This is a genomic window from Hymenobacter jeollabukensis (assembly GCF_005771675.1).
Classification (GTDB): Bacteria; Bacteroidota; Bacteroidia; order Cytophagales; family Hymenobacteraceae; genus Solirubrum; species Solirubrum jeollabukense.
Genome location: NZ_VAJM01000005.1, coordinates 173,022 through 192,537, shown reverse-complemented (window position 1 = coordinate 192,537; position 19,516 = coordinate 173,022). Strand labels below are relative to the sequence as shown.

The 19,516-nt window shown below is 65.6% G+C and carries 23 protein-coding genes; 6 read left to right on the top strand and 17 right to left on the bottom strand.

Features of this window, described 5'->3' with window-relative positions; translation table 11 throughout:
• Positions 1-264 precede the first annotated feature (264 nt).
• From FDY95_RS26595 to FDY95_RS12955, 12 genes are all read right to left on the bottom strand, one after another.
• Positions 265-813, bottom strand: a complete 549-nt coding sequence (locus FDY95_RS26595; protein WP_212744899.1) for a hypothetical protein — start codon at positions 811-813, stop codon at positions 265-267.
• Positions 813-1,352 (bottom strand): hypothetical protein, encoded by a 540-nt coding sequence (locus FDY95_RS13005; RefSeq protein ID WP_246074025.1) that lies wholly within the window; start codon positions 1,350-1,352, stop codon positions 813-815. Before FDY95_RS13005 ends, FDY95_RS26595 begins: the two co-directional genes overlap by 1 nt.
• A gap of 48 nt (positions 1,353-1,400) precedes the next feature.
• Complete coding sequence (locus tag FDY95_RS13000) at positions 1,401-1,757, bottom strand: hypothetical protein (protein ID WP_138078199.1); 357 nt, start codon at positions 1,755-1,757, stop codon at positions 1,401-1,403.
• Entirely contained in the window at positions 1,744-2,163 is a 420-nt protein-coding gene (locus FDY95_RS12995; protein WP_138078198.1) for a hypothetical protein, read from the bottom strand. Before FDY95_RS12995 ends, FDY95_RS13000 begins: the two co-directional genes overlap by 14 nt.
• A 13-nt stretch (positions 2,164-2,176) precedes the next feature.
• A complete protein-coding gene (locus FDY95_RS12990; RefSeq protein ID WP_138078197.1) occupies positions 2,177-2,953 on the bottom strand; it encodes a hypothetical protein in 777 nt (258 codons plus the stop codon).
• A 31-nt stretch (positions 2,954-2,984) separates the two neighbouring features.
• A complete protein-coding gene (locus tag FDY95_RS12985; RefSeq protein ID WP_138078196.1) occupies positions 2,985-3,404 on the bottom strand; it encodes a hypothetical protein in 420 nt (139 codons plus the stop codon).
• A gap of 85 nt (positions 3,405-3,489) precedes the next feature.
• Positions 3,490-3,933, bottom strand: coding sequence for a hypothetical protein (locus FDY95_RS12980; RefSeq protein WP_138078195.1), 444 nt, complete (start codon positions 3,931-3,933; stop codon positions 3,490-3,492).
• 11 nt (positions 3,934-3,944) lie between these two features.
• A complete protein-coding gene (locus FDY95_RS12975) occupies positions 3,945-4,274 on the bottom strand; it encodes a hypothetical protein (RefSeq protein WP_138078194.1) in 330 nt (109 codons plus the stop codon).
• A 12-nt stretch (positions 4,275-4,286) separates the two neighbouring features.
• Entirely contained in the window at positions 4,287-5,957 is a 1,671-nt protein-coding gene (locus FDY95_RS12970; RefSeq protein WP_138078193.1) for a DUF4153 domain-containing protein, read from the bottom strand.
• 78 nt (positions 5,958-6,035) lie between these two features.
• A complete protein-coding gene (locus FDY95_RS12965; RefSeq protein WP_138078192.1) occupies positions 6,036-6,422 on the bottom strand; it encodes a hypothetical protein in 387 nt (128 codons plus the stop codon).
• A gap of 42 nt (positions 6,423-6,464) precedes the next feature.
• A complete protein-coding gene (locus FDY95_RS12960) occupies positions 6,465-6,764 on the bottom strand; it encodes a winged helix-turn-helix domain-containing protein (protein ID WP_126693283.1) in 300 nt (99 codons plus the stop codon).
• Between the two features lie 92 nt (positions 6,765-6,856).
• Complete coding sequence (locus tag FDY95_RS12955) at positions 6,857-7,576, bottom strand: hypothetical protein (RefSeq protein ID WP_138078191.1); 720 nt, start codon at positions 7,574-7,576, stop codon at positions 6,857-6,859.
• Positions 7,577-7,740: 164 nt separating this feature from the next.
• Here FDY95_RS12955 and FDY95_RS12950 point away from each other — a divergent pair, with 164 nt between their 5' ends.
• The 3 genes from FDY95_RS12950 (at position 7,741) to FDY95_RS12940 (ending at position 10,342) form a co-directional block, all read left to right on the top strand.
• Positions 7,741-8,535: a class I SAM-dependent methyltransferase gene (locus tag FDY95_RS12950; protein ID WP_138078190.1), complete on the top strand. Its 795-nt coding sequence runs from the start codon at positions 7,741-7,743 to the stop codon at positions 8,533-8,535.
• A gap of 187 nt (positions 8,536-8,722) precedes the next feature.
• On the top strand, positions 8,723-9,637 hold the full coding sequence (locus tag FDY95_RS12945) for a UbiA family prenyltransferase (protein WP_246074024.1): 915 nt from the start codon (positions 8,723-8,725) through the stop codon (positions 9,635-9,637).
• A 54-nt stretch (positions 9,638-9,691) separates the two neighbouring features.
• Positions 9,692-10,342, top strand: coding sequence for a hypothetical protein (locus FDY95_RS12940; RefSeq protein WP_138078188.1), 651 nt, complete (start codon positions 9,692-9,694; stop codon positions 10,340-10,342).
• 33 nt (positions 10,343-10,375) lie between these two features.
• Here the strand turns inward: FDY95_RS12940 and FDY95_RS12935 are convergent, their stop codons facing one another.
• Positions 10,376-11,047 (bottom strand): DsbA family protein, encoded by a 672-nt coding sequence (locus tag FDY95_RS12935; protein ID WP_138078187.1) that lies wholly within the window; start codon positions 11,045-11,047, stop codon positions 10,376-10,378.
• Between the two features lie 240 nt (positions 11,048-11,287).
• Here FDY95_RS12935 and FDY95_RS12930 point away from each other — a divergent pair, with 240 nt between their 5' ends.
• Positions 11,288-12,619, top strand: coding sequence for a T9SS type A sorting domain-containing protein (locus tag FDY95_RS12930; RefSeq protein ID WP_138078186.1), 1,332 nt, complete (start codon positions 11,288-11,290; stop codon positions 12,617-12,619).
• Between the two features lie 82 nt (positions 12,620-12,701).
• Here the strand turns inward: FDY95_RS12930 and rho are convergent, their stop codons facing one another.
• Positions 12,702-14,963 carry a transcription termination factor Rho gene (rho, locus tag FDY95_RS12925; protein ID WP_138078185.1) on the bottom strand — a complete coding sequence of 754 codons (2,262 nt, stop codon included), beginning with the start codon at positions 14,961-14,963 and terminating at the stop codon, positions 12,702-12,704.
• Between the two features lie 523 nt (positions 14,964-15,486).
• Between rho and serS the strand changes: the two genes are divergently transcribed.
• Positions 15,487-16,764 carry a serine--tRNA ligase gene (gene serS, locus FDY95_RS12920; RefSeq protein WP_138078184.1) on the top strand — a complete coding sequence of 426 codons (1,278 nt, stop codon included), beginning with the start codon at positions 15,487-15,489 and terminating at the stop codon, positions 16,762-16,764.
• Positions 16,765-17,020: 256 nt separating this feature from the next.
• Here serS and FDY95_RS12915 read toward each other — a convergent pair whose 3' ends face one another.
• On the bottom strand, positions 17,021-17,290 hold the full coding sequence (locus FDY95_RS12915; protein ID WP_138078183.1) for a UBP-type zinc finger domain-containing protein: 270 nt from the start codon (positions 17,288-17,290) through the stop codon (positions 17,021-17,023).
• A gap of 20 nt (positions 17,291-17,310) precedes the next feature.
• Entirely contained in the window at positions 17,311-17,784 is a 474-nt protein-coding gene (locus FDY95_RS12910) for an OsmC family protein (protein WP_138078182.1), read from the bottom strand.
• Between the two features lie 153 nt (positions 17,785-17,937).
• Here FDY95_RS12910 and FDY95_RS12905 point away from each other — a divergent pair, with 153 nt between their 5' ends.
• Positions 17,938-18,237, top strand: coding sequence for a DUF2695 domain-containing protein (locus tag FDY95_RS12905; protein WP_138078181.1), 300 nt, complete (start codon positions 17,938-17,940; stop codon positions 18,235-18,237).
• 11 nt (positions 18,238-18,248) lie between these two features.
• Here FDY95_RS12905 and FDY95_RS12900 read toward each other — a convergent pair whose 3' ends face one another.
• Complete coding sequence (locus tag FDY95_RS12900; protein ID WP_138078180.1) at positions 18,249-19,319, bottom strand: glycosyltransferase family 9 protein; 1,071 nt, start codon at positions 19,317-19,319, stop codon at positions 18,249-18,251.
• Positions 19,320-19,516: the final 197 nt, after the last annotated feature.

Sequence of the window (19,516 nt, the reverse complement as noted above, 5' to 3'; positions counted from 1 at the left end):
GCACCCATTCGGGGGCAGGAACAGCCTATCACTGGTAAATGGGCTTGTGCGGCGTGGCCCGATTAATCCTTGGTAAGAATTCCGGTTGACGAGGTATAATTCTTTCCAAAGGCTGTCAAGAATAGTAGATTATGAGTCCTTATTCTTGACAAACATTGTCAAGAATAAGGACTCATAATCTACTATTCTTGACAACTTCCCACTAGCCGGGCAGACAACTGGACATGGAGCAGCAAGGTGGGCTACGCGCTTGGCTGCGCACCACTACGGCCGCGCGGCGTGGGTTGGCTTCCGCACGTCTTCGTACCAGTAGAGCACCGCCAGGCAGCCGGCGTACCAATGCAGCAGCGGGCGGCGCGGGCGCAGCAGCCCCAGCAGCATGTGGGCCGCAATGGGCAGCACCGTCAGCAGGGCCGGCCCCACTCCTACCCGGCGGTGCAGCAGCGCGGCGCTCCGGCGCAGGGGCCGCGGGTGGCCGTCGAGCAGCAGCGGGAAGACGAACAGCAGGTGGATTTCGGCCAGGTAAAACGCCAGCCCCGCCAGCGGCAGCCAGGCCCCGTGCCCCGCCGCCAGCAGCGGCGCGGCCACCAGGGCAGCAGCCAGCAGGCATAGGCCGTATTTCAGCCAGCCGTACCGGTCGTAGCGGATGTAGACGTCGAAGGGCGGCAAGCAGCCGGAGGGGCGCAGGCGCCGGAGCTGCTGGTGCATCCAGCGGGCCCCGGGGTCGAAGGGCTGGCGCCAGCTCCCGGCGGGCGGCAGGGGCTGCCGGGCCAGCTCTTGATGGGCGCGGCACAGGTAGCGCAGGGCCCGCATCAGCCGTAGATGAAGTGAAACCAGGCCAGCCAGGCCAGGCCGTTGCCGAACACCAGCAGGCGGTGGTAGCGTGTTTCCTCGGGGCCGCAGCGCTTGCGGTGAAACACGAACTCGTCGTAGCAGATGGCCACCACGGTGTAGATGAGCACCACCACGATGGGCACGAGGTAGCGGGCGGGCTGCGCGCTGAGCATGGCCAGCCACATCAGCCCGAACATGGGTACGCCGCCCGCGCCCAGAGCCAGGGCCTCGGCGTCGCGCTCCTTGGCGGGCAGCTTCAGGTGCAGCGGGTTGCGGTGGTAGCGCCAGTCGGCCACGCCGCCGTAGGTGGCCCCGGCCCCGGCCAGCAGCACCACCCAAAACTGCCAGGGCACGAACGGAAACGCGGCCTGCAGGTGCAGCCGCTGGGCCAGCCCGGGCGTGAGCAGCAGCAACGCCCCAAATGCCACCGCCGGCACAAACAGCAGCACTAGGGACAAGTAATTACGCAGGCCACTCACGGGCCGGGCGGCGGTGGAAGCGGGCGAGGATGCAGGCATAAGGCTGGTAAAAAGTGAGAATAGCAGTGATGCACCAAAGCCGGAGGCTTAGCTAAATACCCGCAGCAGCTGGTAGGCTAGCCCGATCAGGCCCACGACGGAGATGATAAACGCCCCGACGTAGCCCGCCACGGCGGCCAGCCGCCAGAACAGGCGCCAGAACCAGCCGCGCAGCTGCCGGCCAAGTCGCTGCGCGGTGCGGGCCAGCAGCCAGGGCAGCGGCAGCCCGCAGCACAGCGCCACCAGCTTGAAAAACGGCTCGGCCCCGGGCGTATTCGGCCACAGCTCGGTCCGAAAAATCTGGTTCAGCGCGGCCAGCAGCAGGCCCGCCAGCAGCCACCACAGCAGCCGCGGGGCCAGGCGCACGGCCAGCCAGGCCAGGTTCATCAGCTCAGTCAGCAGCATCAGCGGGCGGTGTGGAGTAAGCGGCCGGCGCGGGCGCCGCCAGGCTCATTAGCGTCAGCAGCGCGCCGATGGAGAGCAGCGTACCCAGCACGTAGCTGATGGCAAACAGGCCCATTCCAGCCATATCGGAGTCGGGCTTGATGTCGGCAAACAGCCAGAAGCAGAGCAGCTCGTGAATCAGCGTGAGGCTCCAGAGCACCCGGCTCGGCCGGGCGCCGCGCCGCGTCAGACGCCAGCGCAGCCCGTAGAGCACCAGGCCGGGCCAGGCAATGGGCACCAGCAGCATCAGATTCATGCACACGATGGTGACGGTATCCTTGACCTGCTGGGCCAGGGCCAGTACGCGGGCCGGCTCCGCTGAGGCCAGGGGCGGCACTACCGCTTGAGAAGGGGCAGAGTGGTTCATGGAGACGGGCGGCTCAGAAGCTGACAGCTAAGTGGGTCGACCCGGTAGTGCCGCGGCGGGTGGCCGGCTGCGGGTCACGGATTTCGATGCGGCCCGGCTGGCGCAGCAGGCTGCAGGCCCGGTCCCACTCCTCGGCCACGGCGGCGAAAAAGCCCACCGGACCCATGCCGCCGGCCCAGAGGGTGCGGTTGAAGCACAGCCACACCACCAGGGCAGTACCCGCCGTGAGGCCGCCGTGCAGCAGCTGCCGCAGCCCCCAGCTGAAGGCGTTGCGGCGCGGGCGCAGCTGCGTGAGGGTGTAGGCCTGGAAATTGACGTGCATCTGCTCGTCGCGGATGATGCGCAGGCACAGCTGCTGCAGCAGGCCGGAGTAGGTGGCGTGGTAGAGGGCGCGGAAGTACACCGTGCCCACCACTTCGGCCGTGAGCAGCACCCGCACGGTGGTTTCGAGGCCGCCCCAGCGGCGCAGCCAGCGGAAAGCGTCGTTGACCCAGCTGCGGCCCAGGCGCGGCAAACCCTGCGCATCCAGAAACTGCCCCAGCGCAATGGAGTGGTCGGTTTCCTCGCTGATGAGCCCGCCGATGGCGGCCGCGTAGTCCGGGTCGTGCAGGTCCTCGGCCCGGCGGCGCAGGTGCTGGCCCTCCCCGGTTTCAAAGCGCTGGAAGTGCTGCAGCGAGCGGCCGGCGGCGCGCTTTTCGCGCTGGGTGAGGCGGTAGGAGTCGTCCCAGCTCAGGTCGGCGAGGTGGGCGTGATTGGTGCGGAAATAGGCAGTCCAGTTGGCAAAGGTCATGGCAGTAGGGCCGCGGCTAGGCGGCGGGAAATCAGGTGGTGGAAATCAGGGAGAAAAGCCAGGGCTGGTGACCTTGGTGGCTGGTGGCTACCAGCAGGCAGCCCAGCAGCAGGGCGAAGACAATCAGCAGTCCGGCCCAGGTCAGCAGCTGCAGCAGCACGCCCCAGATCTGCGTAGCCAGCTTCAGGTGCCAGGGGCTGTGCGGCGCCGCTTCATCGTACAGCGGGAGTAAGGAGTTGGCCTGCTGCCCCAGCAGCATCGTCGTGCCGAGGTGCGTCAGCAGCAGCCCAAACCAGCGCAATCCGACGGCCTGGCTGCTGTCAGCCAAAAACGGGTCCCAGACCTTCCAAGCTCCCACGATTAGACCGAGGCCCAGCGCCGTCCAAAGCAGGCTCCGCAGTAGCCACTGCCGCAGCGCGGTCGGTTTGTTGGTCAAGGCGGGACGAGTCATAAGTTAAGGTGGTGACGGCGGTATGCAGCAGATGAAATGCGGCGGAGCAACCGGCGGCCGGCAACACGTGGGCAGGCATTCGGCCTCAGACCAAAGCGCCACTACCGACGTCCACCATCAGCATGGTCCAGGAGGGGCCGTAGTTGGGCTCCGGAAACAGCCACGCCAGCGCAAACAGCAGCAAAGCCACGTCGCTCAAAATCAGGGCGCCGCTGAGCAGCAGGAGCAGCACCCACCACGCCGAGGCAGCCAGCCGGAGCAGCCAGGGACTGTCGGGGGCTTCGTCGTCCAGCTCCAGGAAGGCGCCGACCTGCCGGACCAGCAGCCGCGTCGTGGCCGCGTGAGCCAGCACTAGCAGCAGCAACAGGAACCCAAACACCGCATGGTCGCCCGACTCCAGCTCCAGGGCCAGACTGCTGAGGTACCAGATGAAGCCGATGAGCCCCAGGCCGAGGCCCGCGCGGGCTAGGCTGCCGCGCAGCCACTGCGGCAGCGAAGCGGGCGGGGTGGTTGACAGAATATCAGCCATGATGCGCCGGCTTAATGCGGGTTGATACCCAGCCAGATGAACACGCTGACGAGCAGCACCACCAGCCCGCTGAGCACGTGAATCAGCACGGCCAGCGCCACCAGCAGCGTCTGCGCGGCCTGGCCGGCGCCGGGCGTGGCACCGCCCCGGCGCGTGACCAGCAGGTACAGCAGGGCGTTGGCCGCAAACAGGCCCAGGAAGAAGACCGTGCGCTGCATGTCTTCGGGGAAGTCATCGACGAAGCGGAGCATCAGCCCGATCAGGCCTGCACTGAGCAGCAGGCCCAGGCTGCGCCGCAGCCAAGGGCGGTGCGCCGTCGGGAAAGTAGGTTGAGAATTCATGGGCGTAGCGGTTTAGTGCGTGGATGGGGCTTTGTCTGCGGCCGGCAGCTGCTGATGAGCCCGCCAGTCCATGTAGTTCCAGTCCTGCCAGCTGGCCTGGGCCTGGTAGCGCTGCTGCCAGCGGCGCACCCGCTCGTCGAGCATGCGCTGGGCCACGGCCGGGCTCACCTCCTCGTAGAGGCTGTAGAAGCCGCCGGCGTCGCGGGTGATGTGCTTGGTGCGGTTCAGGATGGCGCGGTGCTTCACCAGTGCGGGCAGCACCCGGCCGGGCATGTCGAGCAGGAAGCCGTAGTCGACCTGCGGGAAGCCCACCGTGAGGTTGTAGCGCACGATCCAGACTTCCCAGTTGCCCACGGCCAGCGCCAGCAGCACCAGGTAGGCGGCCACGCTGTTGAGGCGCACCAGCGCGAAGGCCGAGCGGCGCTGCCAGATCTTGAGCAGGATGGTCAGGAGCCCGAACAAGGTCAGCAGCAGGAAAAAGCACACCCCGATGCGCTTGTAGGCCAGGCCCATGCGCGAGATGTAGTGGTAGTTGCGCACGCCCACCGACACGGCCAGCACCGCGTTTTGCAGCACCCACACCGTGGCGCCCCAGCGCAGCACGGGCAGGCCGGGCTGGTAGAAGTTCAGGTTGCGGCGGAAAAACCAGAGCACGATGCCCATGGCCAGCAGAATGCTGAAGATGAGTACGTAGGTGCCCTCGTGCACGAACTGCGCCAGGTCGAAGCCCGGCTCGGGCCGGAAGTCAATCCAGATCCAGCTGATGTCAATGGCGTTGACGGCCAGCAGCAGCAGGTTCACCAGTCCGAATACGGCCAGCGCGGCCAGATACTCCTTGCGCAGATCGGCCGTGCGGAAGTCGCGGCGCCGGAAATCGGGGCGCGGCACGCTGAAGGACGCCACCCCGTCGCGGCGGCGGCGCACCAGCTCGCCGAAGCGGGCCTCCCACTGCGCCAGGCCCGGCAGCGGCACCCGCAGCAGGGCGGCGGCCGTCACCATCAGCCCCAGCACCAGAAACAGCAGGTGCCCCAGCGAGAGCAGCTCAAAAAACCGGCCCAGCCACTCGCCCAGCGCCTGCCAGGCCCGCCCGACCAGCTGGCTGTAGCGCGGGTTGGCCAGCACGAACAGCATATGGAACACGCCCAGGATGAGCACCGGCACCAGCAGCAGGCGCACGTACCAGCCGGCGCGGCCCGCCTTGGTGTCGCGGCTGGGCAGGGCGCGCAGCAGCAGCGCGGGCAGGCCCGTCACCACCTGCGCCGCGGCGCCCAGGCCGGTGAGCAGAGCCAGCGCCGCCTGCTTGAGCGGGGGCTGGTTGGCGTAGCCCCAGAGCATCAGCAAGGAGCCCGTGCAGGCCAGCGCCGCCGTGGCCGAGCCGTACCAGGCTACCGCCCCGCAGCTCACCAGCGCGCCCAGCAGCACGAGGCGGAAGTAGCCGGAGCGCCAGGCGGCGCGGGGCTGCCCGGCCAGCAGGGCCAGCACGGCCAGCAGGGTGTAGATGGCCAGGTTCAGCCCCAGGCCCTGCTGCCAGAACAGCACGTCGAAGGCCAGCACGCCCAGCGGCAGCAGCCATTTCTGGGTAGCGGTGAGTACCAGGCGCACCGGGCGCCACACCGGTCCGGCGTAGGGTGCGGCTTCGGCCCGGGCGGTGTTAGTGGGGGTGAAAAGGGGGAGTGCGTTCATATCAAAAGAACTTTGTATTTCAAAGCTTATCAACAAAAAGAGAGAGGTGGAGACGTGCTTCTTGGGCTTAAGCTCGCTTTAGAAATGAAAATCCCCAGCAGTCGGCTCAGTCAGCATCTGCCAGACCGCCAGTGCATACAACCCCAATAATGCTTGTCCTAAAGCACTTAACAGCAACACCACGAATGATTTAATGCTGAAGCAATAGCGCAGTCGGAGAGCTAAAGGCCAGCTGACGAGCCCTAGCAGCAACACTGCTCCTGCTACCGGCAGCACCACCAGCCCACCCATGAGCAGCGTCGCCAGTCTGGAACTGGATGTGCTACCGATGACCACTAGCCATATCATCCAGCAAATGGTAGTCCCGCTCAGAACGCCAATGAGCCGACTCAAGGCCGTAGTCGCGGACAGCGTGGTACGCTGGCGGAAGCAGGCGGGTGATGTCTCGTAGCGCAGAATACTCATTCCAAAAGAACTTTGTGGTTCAAAGTTTATCTGCAAAAAAATTTACCCGTCGCGGCGGAGCAGCTTTTCCAGGGTATCGAGGTGGTCCTGGAAAGCCTGGCGGCCTTCCTTGGTGGCGGTGAAGGTGGTATTGGGCTTCTTGCCGATGAATTGCTTGTTGACCTGCACGTAGCCGGCTTTTTCCAGCGCGGCGGCGTGGCTGGCGAGGTTGCCGTCCGTGAGGTCCAGGGTTTCCTTCAGGTCGCCAAAGCTCACCTCCTCGTTGGCCATGAGCACGGCCATCACGCCCAACCGCACGCGGTGGTCGAAGGCCTTGTTAAGCTGATGGATGGCGTGCTTCACGGAGCTGGAACGCGGCCGGCGGGCGGCGCGCTGAATCTAAAAGAGGAAACGGGAAACGCGGACGTGGCGGCGAAGGTAGCACCGCGGCGCGCTTACGCCACCGGATCGGCGCGGCGCTGCCGCTCGTAGCGGTTGTACATCAGCAGCCCGTAGCCGATGTGGCAGAGCCCGAAACCGACGGCGAAGAAGGCAAAGGCCCAGTCGGGAAACAGCATGGCCACAAGCCCCACCCCGATTTCGGTGATGCCGAGCAGCTTGATTTCGTCGAGGGTATACTTGCTGGCGTTGAGCAGGGCCAGACCGTAGAAAATCAGCATGGCGGGCACCACCAGCCCGGCCGCGCCGTGCACGTACAGCCGCAGGCAGAACAGCCCGCCCGCCACCAGTGGCACGGCCATGCTCCAGAACAGGCGGCGCACCACCGGGTCCCACAGGGAGCGGCCCGCGCTGCGCGAGCGGCGCCGGGTGAAATACACCGCCACCAGCCCCGCCAGCACGATGATGCCCAGCGCCAGCCCCAGCAGAAACGGCAGCGTCGCCATGCGGGCCTCGGCCGAGCCTTCCATCAGCCGCACGAAGCCCGACGAATCCCCAAATGTGCTGCCGTAGGGCGTGGCAGCATACGGGTTGGCGGCCACGTCGTCGCTGCGGAACTGCGTGTGCAGGTACCAGTGCCCGAAGGCGGCCCCGGCCAGGGCCACCACCCCCGCCCCTACCCCCGACAAGCCGCTCAGGGAAATGAACCGCGAGGAGCGCTCCATGATGGTGCGGATTTCGGCAAGCTGGGCTAAGGGGTCGACGGCTGGCTTCATATACAGAGCACTTTGTATTGCAAAGCTTCACAGAATAGCGCTATAATACAAGCTGCCGGCGAAAAAACTTTTGACGCGGCTGCGCCGCCGGTTCGCAATGCCTTGAATTCGGCCGCTAATCCGGCGAAATTGTAGCTTGCCCGCCCCTCCCACTCCCACCCGCCATGAAGCTGCGCCTGCACCTGTTCGAGTTTGAAGACCAGCCGTGGTTTCCGGCGCCCGTGCGCGCCGGCATGATGGACTACCTGCGCTTCATGATAACGCACCTGCACACCTACCGGCCCATTGCGCCGCTGCTGGCCGAGGGCCTGCGCCGCACCGGCCAGACGCAGGTGCTGGAGCTGTGCGCGGGTGGCGGCGGCGGCACCGAGGACGTGCTGCAGGCCCTGCACGCCGAAGGTCTGACCCAGGCCCGCATCACCCTCACCGACCTTTACCCCCAGCCCGCCGCCTGGCGCCACATCGAGCAGCAAACCGGCGGCGCTATTGGCTACGAGCCCGCCGCGGTGAATGCCCTGCAGGTGCCGGCCGCGCTGCCGGGCTTTCGGGCGGTGTTTTCGGCCTTTCACCACTTCCGGCCCGCGCCCGCCGAAGCGCTGCTGCGCGACGCGGTGCGGGCGGGCACCGGCGTGGGCGTGTTCGAGGGCGCGGGCAAGCACTGGCTGGAACTGCTGCTGGCCTGCACCGTCATGCCGGTGGCGCTGCTGTGCATCATGCCCTTCGTGCGGCCGTTCAGCCTGAGCCGCTTGTTTTTCACCTACCTCGTCCCGCTGATTCCGCTGTTTACAATCTGGGACGGCATGGTGAGCATTCTGCGCATGTACCCGCCCGAGCAGCTGCTGGCCTTGGCCGGCCGCGCCGACCCGGAGGGCCGCTACCACTGGCAGGCCGGCCGCGTACGCCACGCCTGGGGCCCGGAAGTCACCTACCTCGTCGGCTGGCCAACTGCCAATGACTGAGTAATTGACGGAGCGAATGATTGAGTGGTTAAACCGCCGTTCTGAAACGCTCATTCAATCATTCTGGCTCAATCACCGGCAAAGCGGGTCCGAATCGGTTTCTTGCCCCGACAAGCGTGGCCACGTCGGCGGCTTCGTCAACTTGCCGCTAAGCTGAATCCATTCACCCTTCATTCCTCATTGCTCATTGGCTACGCCTTCTTCTCAGTTGATCATTGCCAATTATAAAAAGGCGCTGCCGCTGCTGCGCATCCCCTTTTCGGTGTACCTGATGCCGGTGTACTGGTTTGCGCTGAGCGCCCTGCGCGGGCCGTTTTCCTCGGGGCGGGCGGTGGCCGTGTTTGTGGTGCTGCACCTGCTGGCCTACCCCGCCTCCAACGGCTACAACTCCTGGTTCGACCGTGACGAGGGCAGCATCGGCGGGCTGGAGCGGCCCCCGCAGGTCACGCCGGAGCTGTGGCGCCTAGTGGTGCTCTTCGACGGGCTGGCCGTGCTCGGCGCCCTGCTGATTTCGCCGGCCTTTGCCGGGCTGCTGATGGTGTATCTGCTCGTGTCGAAAGCCTACAGCTACGACCGGATCCGGCTCAAGAAGTACCCGCTCGTCAGCACGCTGGTGGTGGTCGTGTTTCAGGGCGCGTTTACCTTTTTGATGACGCAGGTGGGCGCGGGCGCCACGCGGGCCGAAATCGGCTCGGCCGACAACCTGCTGCTGGCCACCGTCAGCAGTTTGTTTCTGTGTGGCTCTTACCCGCTCACGCAAGTGTATCAGCACCAAGAAGACCGGCAGCGCGGCGACCAGACGTTGAGCCTGCTTCTGGGCGTGCGCGGCACCTTCGTGTTTGCCGGGCTGGGCCTGCTCACCGGGGCGCTGGTGCTCGGCTACGCCTACCTGCGCCGGGGCGAGCTGCCGTTTCTGGCCGTTTTCGCGGTGGCCACGCTGCCGGTCGTCGGGCTGTTCGCGCGCTGGGCCTGGCAGGCCTGGCACGACCCGGCCGCAGCTGACTTCCGCCATACCATGCGCATGAACCAGGTATCATCCCTATGCCTGAGCGCGGCCTTTATTCTGATGTTTATCCTGCAGCAGCGCGGCCTGCCGGTGTAGGCAATCAGCAGCAGCGGGCCAACACCCCGCCGCCCAAGCGCGTAAAACCGCCTTATGCTGATCCGCCGCTTCTCCCCTGCCCTGCTGACCCTGGCCGCGCTGGCTGCCTGCTCCACGCCCTCCTCCGACCGCTCCATCGGTGCCCCTACGGCCGCCGGCCCCGACACCACCACGGTATCGGACGCGCCCGCGCCGGAGCCTATGGACACCACCGCCGCCTCCGTGGCCGATGCGCAGTCGGATACCCTAAAGACGGTGCGCACGCGCCACCTGTTTTCCTCGCCCTCCGCGCCCGACCTTTTCCAGCTGGTGCTGCGCGGCGACTCCCTGCTCAGCAGCGAAGCCACTTTCACCATCACCGCCGCCGATGGCACGGTGATTTTCCGCGAGGCCCTCAGCTCGGCCGATCTGGAAGCCGCCATGGTGTATGAAATGACCAAGCCTAGCGCCACCCGCCAGGAGCGGGAAGCCTACGTGCGCCGCCGCATGGACGAGTTCTTCGCCGCCAAAAACTTCCACACGCCCGCCATCGACCCGCGCGCCACCTACCAGCCCGGCACCGCCGACCGCGCCACCTGGGACGATTTGCGCCGCCGCAGCGGCACCGTGGGCTTTCAGTACCTGGTGGGCAAGGAAGACCGGCGCCGCATTGCCTGGTCGCCGCTGAAAAAGCAGGTGGTGCGCGTGGGCAGCTTCGGTAGCTAGCCGCCCACTTGCGCGCAGTAGCTCGCCAGTTTGCTACTGGGTCGCTTCGGCTGAAATCATCTGCAATAGCTGCTCCAGTCCTTCCTTCATCTGCTCGTAGGGCTGGTAGCCGCGCGCCAGCACGTAGCCCTGGCTGCCGTGGGCCAGTACGAGTGTCGGGTAGCCCTGCACGCCGAGGCGCTGCACCACCCCGAATTCGTGCTGGGTAGCCTGCCGGCTGGCGTCGTTGTGCCACCAGCGCAGAAACTCGGCGGGGTCCAGGCTGAATTCCTTGGCCAGTCCGGCATACGTGCTGGGGTCGTTCAAATCCTGGCCATCGACGAAGTGCGCACGCTGCAGGGCGTGGGCAAAGGCGGCTTCGCGCTCCAGCGGGTCGAGTTGCTTGAACACCATCAGCGCCCGGCTCGGCGGCTCCGAGTCAAGGTGGTACTCGCCCGCTGCGCCCAGTTGCCGAAACGCTTCGCCAAACTCAACGCCCGTAACTTGAGCCACCTGCTGCGAGGCCTGCTGAATGTAGGGCCACATCTGCCGGATCGGGCCGGTTTCGTCGCCGGTAATCATGCCGCCGCTGAGCACCGTGACCGATACGCGGCCGGCAAACTCGTCGGCCAGGCGCTGAACCACCGGGCTGGTACCGTAGCACCAGCCGCACAGCGGGTCGAAAATATACAGCAGCTGCAAGGGAAGCGAATCAACGGGAGTCATGCCCGAAGGTACAGTTGCAGCCGCATTGTTGGCTTAGAAGTTCGTTGCATACGGCTTTTGAGTCTGCCCGCTATTGGCTGCCGTCATCGGTATCAACCCGCTTATTTGAAATGAAATAATGATAAAGGTATATTTTATAATAATAAAGTAATATTATTGTTACACAGTATCCCGTCTCCTGCTATTGTGCAGCCGACGCCGGGAACGGCCCTGCCCTTTCTACAACCAATCCTTTGCAACATGAAAAAGCTTTTACTGCCCTCTTTCGTCGGCGCCGCACTGGGCGTGGGAGTAAGCCTAGCTCCGGCCGTCGCGCAGACCAGTCAGCAATGCGTGTACGAAACCACCGCCAATGGGCCGATATCGGCGGCCAACATCCGAAAGGTGAGCGGCCCAGGCAGCTGTGCTACCACCCCCACCTCAGGCACCGACTTTTACCTCTACGTCATTCACGACGTTACGCTGACGGGTAACTTGGCGGTGGGCAGCACTTCGGGCGGCACTTCGGGCAAGCTCATCGTGGGCCGCACGGCCCTGGGCGTGGCCGATGCCGGCTCGTTATCCGAGCCAACCGGGCAAAACTATACCCTCACTATTCAAAGCAACCAGCAGTCTGACATCGGCCTGGATGTAGCCGGCGGCGGCATCGTTTCGGTCAATAGCCTGGTCATCAACAAGGTGGATGCCATTATCCAGACCAACGGCATTGTCAATACGGAATGTAATGCCGCGCTGAGCAACAATACGGACCTGACCATTAACGGGCGCCTCAACGTGCAGGGCAACCTGGATCTGACAGGCTCGTCGGGCGGCACGCAGATCAGCGGCAGCGGTATGTCGGCGGGCAATGGGCTGCGCGTGCAGGGCAACATTTACGGCAGCAACAACACCGTCAACTCGTATTTCACCACCGACGGCTCGGGCAACCCCACGCTCACCGTCTGCGTGCAAGGTCTCGCGGCGGCTGGCTGCACCACCCCCACCGGCCCCGCGGCCTCGGGCACCAGCAACGACCCGAACTGCGTCAGCCGGGTGCTGCCCATCACGCTGCACAGCTTCTACAGCGCCTGGCGGCAAAACGGCCGGGTCCTGGCCCTGACTTGGCTTACGGCCTCGGAAAAGAACAACGCGACCTTTATCGTGGAGCGCGCGGCCGACGGCGCGGAGTTCGTCCGCTTGCAGGAAGTCAACGGCGCCGGCAACTCCACTTCCCTCCGCTCCTACTCCATCACCGATGACGCCCCGCTTGCGCAGCTGGCTTATTACCGTCTCAAGCAGGTGGATTACGACGGTACGGTGGCCATTTCGGCCATTATTCCGGTGCAGCCGCTGGCCCTGAGCGGCACCGATTGGCTGCAGGCAACCAGCACGCCGCAGCAGGTGCGGGTGGTGGCGCCGCAGAGTGTCGGCGGGCAACTGCAGGTGCTCGATATGGTGGGCCGCGTCGTCTTCAGCCAGCAGCTGAGCACCGCTAACAGCCTCGTCGCCCTGCCGGCCATGCCCGCCGGGGTGTACGTGTACCGCCTCGCCACGCCCGCCGGCAAGCTCACGCAGCGCCTGATGCAGCAGTAAGCGAAGACCAGCTTCTACAACCACGAAAAAAGCCCGCTTCCGGTACCGGAAGCGGGCTTTTTGGTAGGCATTACCCGGGGGCTTAGCCGTTCATCGACACGAGGAACTCCAGGTTGTCCTTGGTGCCCTTCATGCGGTCCTTGAGGAACTCCATGGCCTCGGTGGCCGACATATCCGACATGAACTTGCGCAGTACCCACACGCGGTTCAGCTCGTCCTTGCCCATCAGCAGGTCTTCGCGGCGCGTGCCCGAAGCCGGCACGTCGATGGCCGGGAAGATGCGCTTGTTGGCCAGCTTCCGGTCGAGCTGCAGCTCCATGTTGCCGGTGCCCTTGAACTCTTCGAAGATAACCTCGTCCATCTTCGAGCCGGTGTCAATCAGCGCGGTGGCAATGATGGTGAGCGAGCCGCCATTCTCCACGTTGCGGGCCGCGCCGAAGAAGCGCTTGGGCTTCTGGAGCGCCCCGGCGTCGATACCGCCCGAGAGGATGCGGCTCGACGAGGGCTGCACCGTGTTGTAGGCGCGGGCCAGGCGGGTGATGGAGTCGAGCAGGATGACCACGTCGTGGCCGCACTCCACGAGGCGCTTGGCCTTGTCCAGCGCCATGCCGGCAATTTTCACGTGGCGGTCGGCCGTTTCGTCGAAGGTCGAGCTGAGCACTTCGGCTTTCACCGTGCGCTGCATCTCGGTTACTTCCTCGGGGCGTTCGTCGATGAGCAGAATCATCAGGTACACCTCGGGGTGGTTTTCGGCGATGGAGTTGGCAATTTCCTGCAGCAGCACCGTCTTACCCGTCTTGGGCTGGGCCACGATCAGGCCGCGCTGGCCCTTGCCGATGGGGGCAAACAGGTCCAGAATACGGGTGCTGAGCTGCGAGGGCGTGGTGGTCAGCTTCAGGCGCTCATCGGCGAAGAGCGGGGTGAGGTGCGAGAAGGAAATCCGGTCCCGCACGTCTTCCACCGAGCGGCCGTTGATGCTTTCCACCGACAGCAGCACGTAGTACTTTTCGCCTTCCTTGGGCGGGCGCACCTGGCACTTCACCGTGTCGCCGGCCTTGAGGGAGTACTGCTTCACCTGCTGCGGCGACACGTACACGTCGTCGGGCGAGGCGAGGTAGTTGTAGTAGGGCGAGCGGAGGAAGCCGTAGCCCCCGTCGGGCATCATTTCCAGGGCGCCTTCGCTGGTAATAGCAATTTCCAGGGATTCGAGGCGGGGCGGCTGCGGCTGGCGCTGCGGTTGCGGCTGGCCCGGGACTTGCTCACCCTGCCGCAGCTGCGGCTGGCGGCCTTCGCGGTTGAACCGGTCTTCGCGGCGGTTTTCGTCGCGGCGCAGCTCGTCGCGGCGGCCTTCTTCCCGACGCGGCTCTTCCCGGCGGCCACCGTCCTCGCGGCGCGGCTCTTCCGGCCGCACTTCGTCACGACGGATTTCCTCCCGGCGGGGCTCTTCCCGACGCCCTTCCTCCCGACGAGGCTCCTCACGGCGCACTTCGTCGCGGCGCGGCTCGTCGCGGCGGCGGGGTTCGTCGCGGCGCAGGTCACGCGGCTCCCGCTCCTCGGTGCGGGGCGGCTGCGGAATGATAATGCGCGGAGCCTGGGGCTGCTCCGGCCCAGCCGGCCGGACGGCAGCGGGCGGCACCTGGGGCGCTACCGGGGCAGCCTCGGGGGCGCGGTTGCGGTCGGTACGCGGGGCGTCGCGGCGGTAGTCGGCCGGACGGATTTCGCGCGGCTCGCGGCCGGGCTGCGGCACCACGAAGCGCACGGGGCGGTTTTCGCGGGGGGCTTCTTCGGCGGGGCGGGCAGCGGGGGCTTCCGGGGCAACAGGAGCGGCGGGCGCTTCAGCAGCAGGCACTTCGGCGGGGGCAACGGGTGCCGCCGGAGCCACCGAGGCTTCAGCGGGTGCGGCGCTGCGGCCGCCACGGGCGGGGCGCTGGGCACCACGCGGAGCGCGGCCATTGGCGGCGGGAGCAGCCGCTTCGGCCGGGGCCACGGCTTCTACCGGCGCTGCTGCGGGCGCAGGTTCTGCGGCGGCGGGCACTTCGGGGGCGGCTACTTCGGCGGCCGAGGCTTTGGCGGCCGATTGCACGCCGTTGCGGCCGCGGCGCTCGGGGCGGGCGGGGGCTGCCGGAGCGGCGGCGGGCGGGGCGGCGGTAGCAGCGGAGGCCGGCTCGCCGTCGGTGGCCAGTTTGGCGGGCAGTTTGTCGAGGGGCGTTACGGCCTGTTGATCCAGAATCTTATAAATCAGGTCCTGTTTGCTCAGGCGGCGGAAATTGCCCACGTTCAGGGATTCGGCAATTTCCTTCAGCTCGGACAACAACCGGTCCTTGAGCTCGTCAATAGTGTACATATAACGGTACGGGGAGAGGGAAAATCGGGGTGGAGAAGCCCGGCAACGGCCGCGGAACTAGCTGACACGAATTGCCACGGCACACAACCCAACGGAACAGCAGCGCCAACGCGCGGGCAGATGTGGCAGGAAACAGCGGGAGTTTGCGGGCGCCGGAACAACAGCAAAGCGGGTTCGGGGCGCGGCTCCCAGACAGGAGCGGCCCGGCAGCTGGCGCCGGCTTGCTTCTGCAATGTTACGCAATACGCCCAAATGCCCCAACAGGATGCAGGATTTTTCTGAGCGACTGGCAGAAATTCAACTCCGGGCCGCCGGGTAAAGTTCAGCCGGGCTTAGCAGGCTGATTAACAAGGCCGAACGAGCTGCCATCCGTCGGCAGTGGAATGGCCTGCGGAGGCAGCCAAACGACCTAAACCAAGCTTTCCGAGTGAAATAACGCTATTCGGCGATGCGCAGCCACTGCGGGCCGACCCAAGCGAAAACCGCTACTTTTGCCGCCGACTCATTGTGTTTTGACTGCGTTATGCTGCAAGTTTCCGTTCTGAAGGAGCAAACCGACCGCGTGCTGGCCGGCTTAGCGAAAAGGAATTTTCCCAACGCCGACGCCGAGGTGCAGCGCATCCTGGGCCTCGACCAGCGCCGCCGCCAACTGCAAACCGAGCACGACTCGGCCCAGGCCGAAGCCAACAAGCTCGCTCAGCAGATCGGGGGGCTGATGAAAAGCGGCGACAAAGCCGGCGCCGAAACCCTGAAAGCCCGCACCGCCGAGCTGAAAGGCCAGACCAAAGCCGCCGCCGAGGAGCTGACGCAGGTGGAAAAAGACCTGCAGGACGCCCTCTACCGCATCCCCAACGTGCCGCACGAGAGCGTGCCCAACGGCCGTACGCCGGAGGAAAACGAGGTGGTGCGCGAATGGGGCGCGAAGCCCGAGCTGCCCGCCGACGCCCAGCCGCACTGGGAGCTGATCAAGAAGCTCGATATCATCGATTTTGAGCTAGGCAACAAGATTACCGGCGCGGGCTTCCCCGTGTACAAGGGCCAGGGCGCCCGCCTGCAGCGCGCGCTCATCAACTTCTTCCTGGAGCAGGCCCTTGACGCGGGCTACACCGAAATTCAGCCGCCCATCCTCATCAACGAGGCCTCGGGCTACGGCACCGGCCAGCTGCCCGACAAGGAGGGCCAGATGTACCACGCCACCGCCGACGACCTGTACCTGATTCCGACCGCCGAGGTGCCCATCACCAACCTCTACCGCGACGAAATCATCCCGGCCGAACGCCTGCCCATCCGCAACACCGGCTACACGCCCTGCTTCCGCCGCGAAGCCGGCAGCTGGGGTGCCCACGTGCGGGGCCTGAACCGCCTGCACCAGTTCGACAAGGTGGAAATCGTGCAGATTGCCCGGCCCGAGGACAGCTACGCGGCCCTCGACGGCATGGTGGCCCACATCGAGGGCCTGCTGCAACAGCTAAACCTCCCCTACCGCGTGCTGCGCCTCTGCGGCGGCGACATGGGCTTCACCTCGGCCCTGACCTTCGATCTGGAAGTGTGGTCGGCCGCCCAGCAGCGCTGGCTGGAAGTCAGCTCGGCCTCGAACTTCGAGACCTACCAGGCCAACCGCCTGAAGCTGCGCTACCGCGACGAAAACAACAAAACCCAGCTGCTGCACACGCTCAACGGCTCGGCCCTGGCCCTGCCGCGCATCGTGGCCGCGCTGCTGGAAAACAACCAGCAGGCCGATGGCACCATCAAGCTGCCGGAAGTGCTGCACCGCTACTGCGGATTCCAGCAGCTGGGGTAATCATCCCGCATAGACTAAAAAGGCCCGCCGGACTATCCGGCGGGCCTTTTTTTGTTGATGGTTTGTAGAACGACCATATCAGAACGTCATGCTGAGCGGAGTCGAAGCATCTCTACCGCTTCGCCAGATAGTAAAGTCACTACCTGCCATCAGCACGCGATATTCCTCGACTTCGCTTGGAATGACGACCTGAATCGAGCTCAACGAAGCGGTAGAGATGCTTCGACTGCGCTCAGCATGACTGGTGCTATACCGCTCAATACTCCGCAAACGACTGGTCGACGAAGCACCAGAGCCACCGCTCCCCGGGCTCGGCGGAGGCCACGACGGGGTGCTGGGTGGCGTGGTAGTGCTTGGTGGCGTGCTTGTTCTTGGAGTCGTCGCAGCAGCCGACGTGGCCGCACTGCTGACACACGCGCAGGTGTACCCAGGTGTCGCCCAGGGCCAGGCACTCGGCGCAGGCGTGGGTGCTGGCGGGCGTAACGTGGTCGAGGGCGGCGAGGTGGGCGCAGAGTTTGGGTTCCATAACATTGGCTGGGCTGGAAATCAGGCGGAAAAAGTGGATTCGGCGGGCAGCAGGGTGGTATTGATGCGCACCCCGGCCAGCAGGGTTTTCTGCACCGGGCACTTCTGCGAAATCTGCTCCAGACGCTGGCGCTGCTCCTCGCTCAGTTCCCCAATCAGGCGCAGCTCCTTGTGGATTTCGTCCATGCGGGCGTCGCCGGATTCGCAGGCTTCGCAATCGACTACGTGCACGCGGCGGTGGCGCAGGCGCACTTCGATGCCCTGGAGCGGCCACTTTTTCTGGGTGGCGTAGAGGCGCAGGGTAATGGCGGTGCAGGCGCCCAGGGCCGAGAGCAGCAAATCGTAGGGCGTGGGGCCGCGGTCCTGCCCGCCCACGTTTTCGGGCTCGTCGAGGACGAAGGTGTGGCGGCCGGCCTGCACGTCGGCCAGCAGGGCTTCGGCGCCGACGCGCACCACGACGGTGTGCGGCTCGGCAGTGGGGTTAGGGGTTTCCATGGGCGGCGACAGTCAGAAAAAGTTGACGCCCAAAAGGTAGCAATTGCCCAGCTACGGCGGTATCCCGGCCGAAAGTTCTGCGGCCAGCCCCGGCCAAGCTGGGCTGTTACGCCTATGTTGCCTATCTTGATACCACACCAACTTCGCCTGCCTATGCTTACCGTTACCGATCCGGCCCGCCGCCCGCAGCCTGCCCCGTTCCTGTTGCAGCAGCGCGCTGCCCTGTTGACCAATCTGCCCTTGACCACCGAGCAGCTGGCCGAGTTGTTTGGCTACCTGGCCCCGCGCCTGGCCATGCAGGGCTGCGACCATTCCCTGGGCCACACCCGCTGCTTTGCCGCGGCACAGGGGCTGCGCTTCGAGCCGCTGCGGCAGTTTCTGGGTCAGCACGACGGCACCTGCGACTGCGCCGTGCTGGCGCGCGTGGAGGCCCGCTACGCCACCATTCTGTAGCCCCTCCTGCCCTAGCGCGCGTCGCGCCAGGGCGGCAGGTCCAGGTCGAAACGGATGTCGCGCATGCAGCGGAAGTGCCCCTGCGGGCACTTGTCGTAGCCGATTTTCGAGCAGGGCCGGCAGTCCAGCCCCGGCACCTCCAGCACCCGGAACTCGGTGCGGTAAGGGTACATGCCAAACTCCGGAATGGTATTGCCCCACACGCTGAAGATTTCCTTGCGGAAGGCCGCCGCAATGTGCATCAGCCCGGTGTCGTGGCTGATGACCAACTGGGCCTGCCGCACCAGCGAAGCCGACTGGTGCAGCGAAAACCGCCCGCAGGCGTTGTAAATCTGCGTTTGGGTAGCCGGCAGGGCGTTCTTGTCGAAGTAGTGCGCCCGGGGCGACAACCCTTCCGGCGTGATGCCCGCCGGCTCGGTCGTGGCCGGGGCGTGCTCGAAGTGCAGCTCCACCACGTGGCCGGTGCTTTCGTCCTCGGGGCCGCCGAGCAGCACCACGGGCCGCCGCAGCTGCGCGCACAGCTCAATAATGCGCTCCACCGGCAGGCGCTTGGTGGCGTGCTGCGCCCCGATGGCAAAGGCCACGTAGCCGCGCTGAAACGCCGGCGGCAGCCCGGCGGCCACGTCCACCTCCTGTCCGGGCGGGATGAAGTAGTCGAGGCCGCGGCCATCGTCGCGCACGCCCAAAGGGGCGGCGGCCTGCAGGTAGCGCTGCACGATGTGCACGCGCGGCAGCACGTCCCACTTCCAGTTTACCATCAGCCACTTGCGCCAGTTCAGCTTGTCGAACGAGGCGCCGGGCACGCCCAGCCGCAGCTTGATAAGCAGGGTGCGCAGGTTGTGGTGCAGGTCGACGATGAAATCGAACCGCTCGGCCCGCAGCTCCTTCACTAGCTCGCTGAGGGTGCCGCTGAGCGTGTGCACCCGGTCCACGTAGGGGTTGGCCTCGAGCAGCCCGCGGTAGCCGGGCTTGGTGCAGTAGTGCACCACGGCGCCGGGCACCTGCTGCTTCAAGGCCCGCACCACGGGCGTGGTCAGCACGATGTCGCCGATGGAAGAGAAGCGCAGGACGAGGATTTTCATGCGGAAATAAAGGTCGGGCGACGAGGCAAGAAGAACGTCATGTCGAGCTTGTCGAGACATCTCGCGTGCTGATGCCGTACAGTAAACTCAGTTCAACGAGCAGAATACTATCGAGCGAGATGTCTCGACAAGCTCGACATGACCGGCTGCTTTGGTCGCATTGTCGTGACGGCCTTCCTCCTCCGTCTGCTATATCT